At 47.6% G+C, this 4702-nt stretch carries 4 protein-coding genes and 1 pseudogene; all 5 read left to right on the top strand.

The features are described 5' to 3' along the window. A pseudogene (locus RT269_RS20540) lies at window positions 1–518 on the top strand (DNA topoisomerase III); the annotation flags it as partial. A 210-nt stretch (window positions 519–728) separates the two neighbouring features. Beyond that, entirely contained in the window at window positions 729–1703 is a 975-nt protein-coding gene (locus tag RT269_RS20535) for a LacI family DNA-binding transcriptional regulator (protein WP_313185386.1), read from the top strand. Window positions 1704–1751: 48 nt separating this feature from the next. Next, entirely contained in the window at window positions 1752–2858 is a 1107-nt protein-coding gene (locus RT269_RS20530; RefSeq protein WP_313185385.1) for a phosphate/phosphite/phosphonate ABC transporter substrate-binding protein, read from the top strand. Window positions 2859–2941: 83 nt separating this feature from the next. Continuing rightward, window positions 2942–3697, top strand: a complete 756-nt coding sequence (phnC, locus tag RT269_RS20525; RefSeq protein WP_313185384.1) for a phosphonate ABC transporter ATP-binding protein — start codon at window positions 2942–2944, stop codon at window positions 3695–3697. Next, complete coding sequence (gene phnE, locus RT269_RS20520) at window positions 3694–4515, top strand: phosphonate ABC transporter, permease protein PhnE (RefSeq protein ID WP_313185383.1); 822 nt, start codon at window positions 3694–3696, stop codon at window positions 4513–4515. Before phnC ends, phnE begins: the two co-directional genes overlap by 4 nt. Window positions 4516–4702: the final 187 nt, after the last annotated feature.

Raw genomic sequence — 4702 nt, 5'->3', positions numbered from 1 at the left:
CAGCGGAATGGGAGATGAGGCTTTCTGAAATTGCCGGGGGAAAATTAAAACGGGCCGCGTTTATGAAGGACATCAGACAGTATTCCGGGGATCTGATCCATCAGATCAGGTCAGGGGAAGGCAGTTTTAACCATGACAACTTAACCAATCACAAATGCCCGGACTGCGGCAAGCGGATGCTGGCAGTCAAAGGAAAAAACAGCGAGATGCTGGTCTGCCAGGACAGGGAGTGCGGGCACCGGGAGACAGTTTCCAGAACCAGTAATGCAAGATGCCCGGTCTGCCATAAGAAGCTGGAGCTTAGGGGAAAAGGGGACGGACAGATCTTTGTCTGCAAATGCGGCTACAAGGAAAAGCTTTCTTCCTTTAAGGAACGGCGTGCAAAGGAAGGAGCCGGGGTATCCAAGAAAGATGTGGCAAAGTATTTGAACCAGCAGAAAAAGGAAGAGGTTATGCCCATCAATTCAGCTTTTGCAGACGCTTTTGCAAAGCTGAATCTGGGAGGAAATGAGGATTAATTTCTTCGTTGAAAGTCAGAGTCACGGTCTGGACAAAGGGAGGCCGTGACTAAGGACCATGTGGTATAGGAAAAGGATGTCTCAAGTCAGACATCCTTTTTGTGAATCCCGGATCAAAACCAGGTAAAAATTTAGTAAAATTTTACTTTGCTTATTGACGCTGACAGAAACTGCAATTATAATGAAAATTGGAAGGTGAGGATATAGATTATGGCTACAATAAAAGAAATTTCGCAGCTTGCGGATGTATCCATTGCAACGGTATCAAGGGTATTAAACCAGGATGATACCATTGTGGTGAGTCCGGAAGTGAAAAAAAGGATATTCAGAATTGCCCACGAGTTAAAATATGTCCCACCCAGGAGGCGTCATGCGCAGAAAGAAAGAGAAATTGTCATAGGAGTAGCTGACTGGCACATTATCCGGAAAGACCGGACCAACATCAGGCTTTCTTCCCTGGACTTAATCGTAAAGTCCATGTCAGGAAAAAATGATGTGCGGTTTGAACGGCTGGATAAAAATCAGCCTGGACAGTACGACGGTATCATGGCCTTCGGCGTTTTTTCCGAGGAAGAGATGGAGTTTCTGCGTATGCAGAGTTTTGCCATCGTATTCATCAATTCGGATCCAAAGGATTATGAGTATGACAGCATTGTCATGGACTTTAATAAGGGAATCCATGAAATGCTGGACTATCTTATGGACCAGAAAAAATACTGCAGCGTCGGCTATATCGGAGGAATTTATGAAGAAGGCCAGGTAAGAATCGGTTACCGGAGACTGGAAGGAATCCGGGGAGCTTTTATGCAGAGAGGCTTTTATGAGGAAGGAAATTTTTACATAGGCGATATCAGCAGGGAAAGCGGTTATAATCTGGCAAAGCAGGCGATCCAGTCAGGCCGTCTGCCGGAAGCGGTGCTCTTAGGAAGCGAAGAGGTCGCGGAAGGGGCTTTGGAAGCCTTCCAGGATGCAGGACTTCGCGTGCCAAAGGATGTGGCTGTGGTCATCTATAAGGACATTGAGACCCTGGAATCCAAATGGCCCTCGTACACCAAGGTCCGGATGTTTCCTGATATCGTGTGGCAGACAGCGATCAAGCTTCTGCTGGAACAGATCCAGGAAGGCCGTAAGGACAATATGACAATTTATCTCCCGACAAAGCTAGAGGTAGGGGACAGTGCGTGATGACTCATGATCCCAAGAACCGATGAATCACACAAAAAGGAGAGCAGTATGAAAAAAACAGTTTCTGTATTAATGGCAGCAGCACTTTGTGCAGCAATGATCGGCGGATGTTCTGGCAGCAGCCAAACAGGAGCCACAACTGCAGCAGGGACCGAGGCAGCGTCTTCTGCAGCAGGAGAAACCACAAAGGCGGAGGCAAAAGCTGAGAACAAGAAGGTAGACAAACTGAATGTATACTTTGTTCCTTCCAGAGAGCCGCAAGAGATCGTGACCGCCACAGAGCCTTTAAAAGACATGCTGAAGTCAGAGCTGGGAAAAGAAGGCTATGATATCGGTGAAGTAGTAATTACGGTCGGAACCAGCTATGAAGCGGTCGGAGAGGCTCTTTCCGCAGGTACTGCAGATATCGGTCTGATTCCTGGAGGAACTTATGTCCTTTATGATGATGGCGCAGAAGTGATTCTTACGGCCACCAGGGATGCATTAAGCAAGAATTTCGATTCTGCAAAGGACTGGAATGACGGTAAGGCAACCGAGGGAACCACAGATCAGGCAACTTCCTACCGCGCGCTTATTATTGCAGGACCTTCTGAAAAGGGAAAAGCGTTGGCAGATAAGGTAAACAAGGGCGAGGCATTGACCTTTGAGGATTTAGACGGAGCAAACTGGAGCGTTATGTCATCCTCTTCACCGGCAGGATACATTTATCCCTCCTTATGGCTTCAGGATAATTTCCAGAAGAATATTTTAAATCTTTCCCACGCAGTTCAGTCTGATTCTTATGGAAGCGCATTTGCAAGACTTGCTTCCGGACAGGTGGATGTTCTCTGTACCTATGCGGACGCCCGCAGGGATTATGAAGAGAAATGGAAATCTGAATACGGAAGAGCCGGCTCCATCTGGGAAGAAACAGGTGTAATCGGTGTGACTCCTCCTATTTTCAATGATACGGTCAGTGTGAGCAAGACCTCCAAAATCATGGATGATGCGTTTTTACAGGCAGTTCAGAACGCATTTATCAACATTGGCAACACGGAAGAGGGCAAGAAAGTCATCGCCATTTACAGCCACAATGGATATAAGCCTGCACAGAGCACTGATTATGACAATGAACGTGCGGCACAGAAGATGATTAAGGAATTAAATGCGAAATAAATAATACACACAGGCTGCGGAGGCGTCGTAAACGGTAAACATTTGCGGCGCCTCCGCACTCTATCCTGGGAAATGAGGAAAATATGATTGAATTTAATCAGGTGGGCAAAAAGTATCCCAATGGCTTTCATGCCTTAAAAGATGTTAACTTAAAGATCGAGCAGGGAGAATTTGTAGCGATCATCGGTCTTTCCGGTGCTGGAAAATCTACTCTTCTCCGTACCATTAACCGCATGCATGATATCACGGAAGGCAGCCTGACCGTAGATGGAACCGATGTGATGCAGTTAAAGGGAAAGGAGTTAAGGCGCTTCCGCCGCAGGATCGGCATGATCTTCCAGTCCTTTAACCTGGTGACCAGAACCCTGGTCATTAATAATGTTCTTATGTCAAAGGTACCGGAACTGCCGTTTTTAAAGGCCTTGTTCGGCATTTATCCAAAGGAGGATAAGCTGGGAGCCTTAGAGGCACTTGATAAGGTGGGGATCCTGGATAAGGCGTTTGTCCGTGCGGATCAGCTGTCAGGAGGCCAGCAGCAGAGAGTTGCACTTGCAAGGACCCTGGCTCAGAATCCCCAGATCATCCTGGCCGATGAGCCGGTGGCTTCCCTTGACCCGGTTACGGCAAAACAGGTTATGGGAGATTTTTTAAGGATCAATAAGGAAATGAACATTACCATCCTGTTAAACATTCACCATGTGGATCTGGCGCTCCAGTATGCAAGCCGCGTTGTGGGTATACGGGCAGGTCAGATCGTATACGATGGCCCGGCTTCTGAAGTTACCCAGGATATTTTAAATGAAATATACGAAGGAAAAGAAGAGGAGGCGGCAGTATGAGTTTATATGACAAGATATTTCCGCCCAGGAAAATCGTATTGTCCAGCGGAAAGACCGTCTTTCGGCCGGCTTCCAGGCTTCCTCTGATCGCTTTGGTCCTGGTGTTTTTAACCGTACTTTCCGTAAAAATCACCGGCTTTGACATGAGGGTCTTGCTGGAAAGGGGAAATCAGTTCTTTGTTATATTGGGAATGATGGTTCCTCCGGCATTTTCCTATAGCTCTCAGGTGTGGAAGCCCTTGTTTGACACCATCAAGATGTCCCTTCTGGGGACCGTGGTCGGCGCGGTGTTCGTCGTTCCCTTCGCAATGGCAGCTTCCACCAACATCATAAAAAGCGCTGCAGTTGTCAGTGCCATGAGATTGTTCTTAAGCATTGTAAGGACACTTCCCACTCTGGTAACCGCTCTGATCGCCACATATGTGTTCGGCCTGGGCACTCTGGCAGGAACTACGGCCATCACCGTTTTCACCTTTGCCTATATGGGTAAGATTTTATATGAAGAGATCGAAACTGCCGATATGGGGGCCTTTGAGGCAATGGAAGCCATAGGAGCCACCAAGGTCCGGGCCTTTGTGAGCGCCATCATACCCCAGGTCCTTCCTTCCTATATATCCAATGGATTGTTTTGCTTTGAAGGAAATGTCCGCTATGCGGCGATTTTAGGCTACGTGGGCGCAGGCGGCCTTGGGCTGATTCTGAATGAGAAGTTAGGCTGGAGAGAGTACCCCAGTGTGGGCATGATTCTTATCATGCTGTTTGTTGCCGTATTTTTAATTGAGTCGGTGAGCCGTTACTGCCGCCGGAAACTGGTGTAGGAGGGCCGACTGATGAATAAACAGATTGAAAAAGCATATGAAGAACGCCCAAGAAACACAGTTTACCAGATAACTGTGTCCGTGGTTGTCCTGGCCCTCATTCTATGGTCCGGCTCTGCCGTGGATTTTTCAGGAAGCGGACTTGGCGGGCTTAAAATTGCCGGAAATATTTTAAACGGGATTTTTC

Origin of the sequence: Lacrimispora sp. (assembly GCF_032078915.1) — a bacterium.
In the GTDB taxonomy this organism is placed as follows: Bacteria; Bacillota; Clostridia; order Lachnospirales; family Lachnospiraceae; genus Lacrimispora.
The sequence above is the reverse complement of the archived record's forward strand: the minus strand, read 5'-3'. Positions and strand labels throughout refer to the sequence as shown.

Coding starts and splice junctions, on each gene's coding strand:
- RT269_RS20530 (WP_313185385.1), top strand. CDS start 1,752: ATGAAAAAAACAGTTTCTGTATTAATGGCAGCAGCACTTTGTGCAGCA.
- RT269_RS20535 (WP_313185386.1), top strand. CDS start 729: ATGGCTACAATAAAAGAAATTTCGCAGCTTGCGGATGTATCCATTGCA.
- phnE (WP_313185383.1), top strand. CDS start 3,694: ATGAGTTTATATGACAAGATATTTCCGCCCAGGAAAATCGTATTGTCC.
- phnC (WP_313185384.1), top strand. CDS start 2,942: ATGATTGAATTTAATCAGGTGGGCAAAAAGTATCCCAATGGCTTTCAT.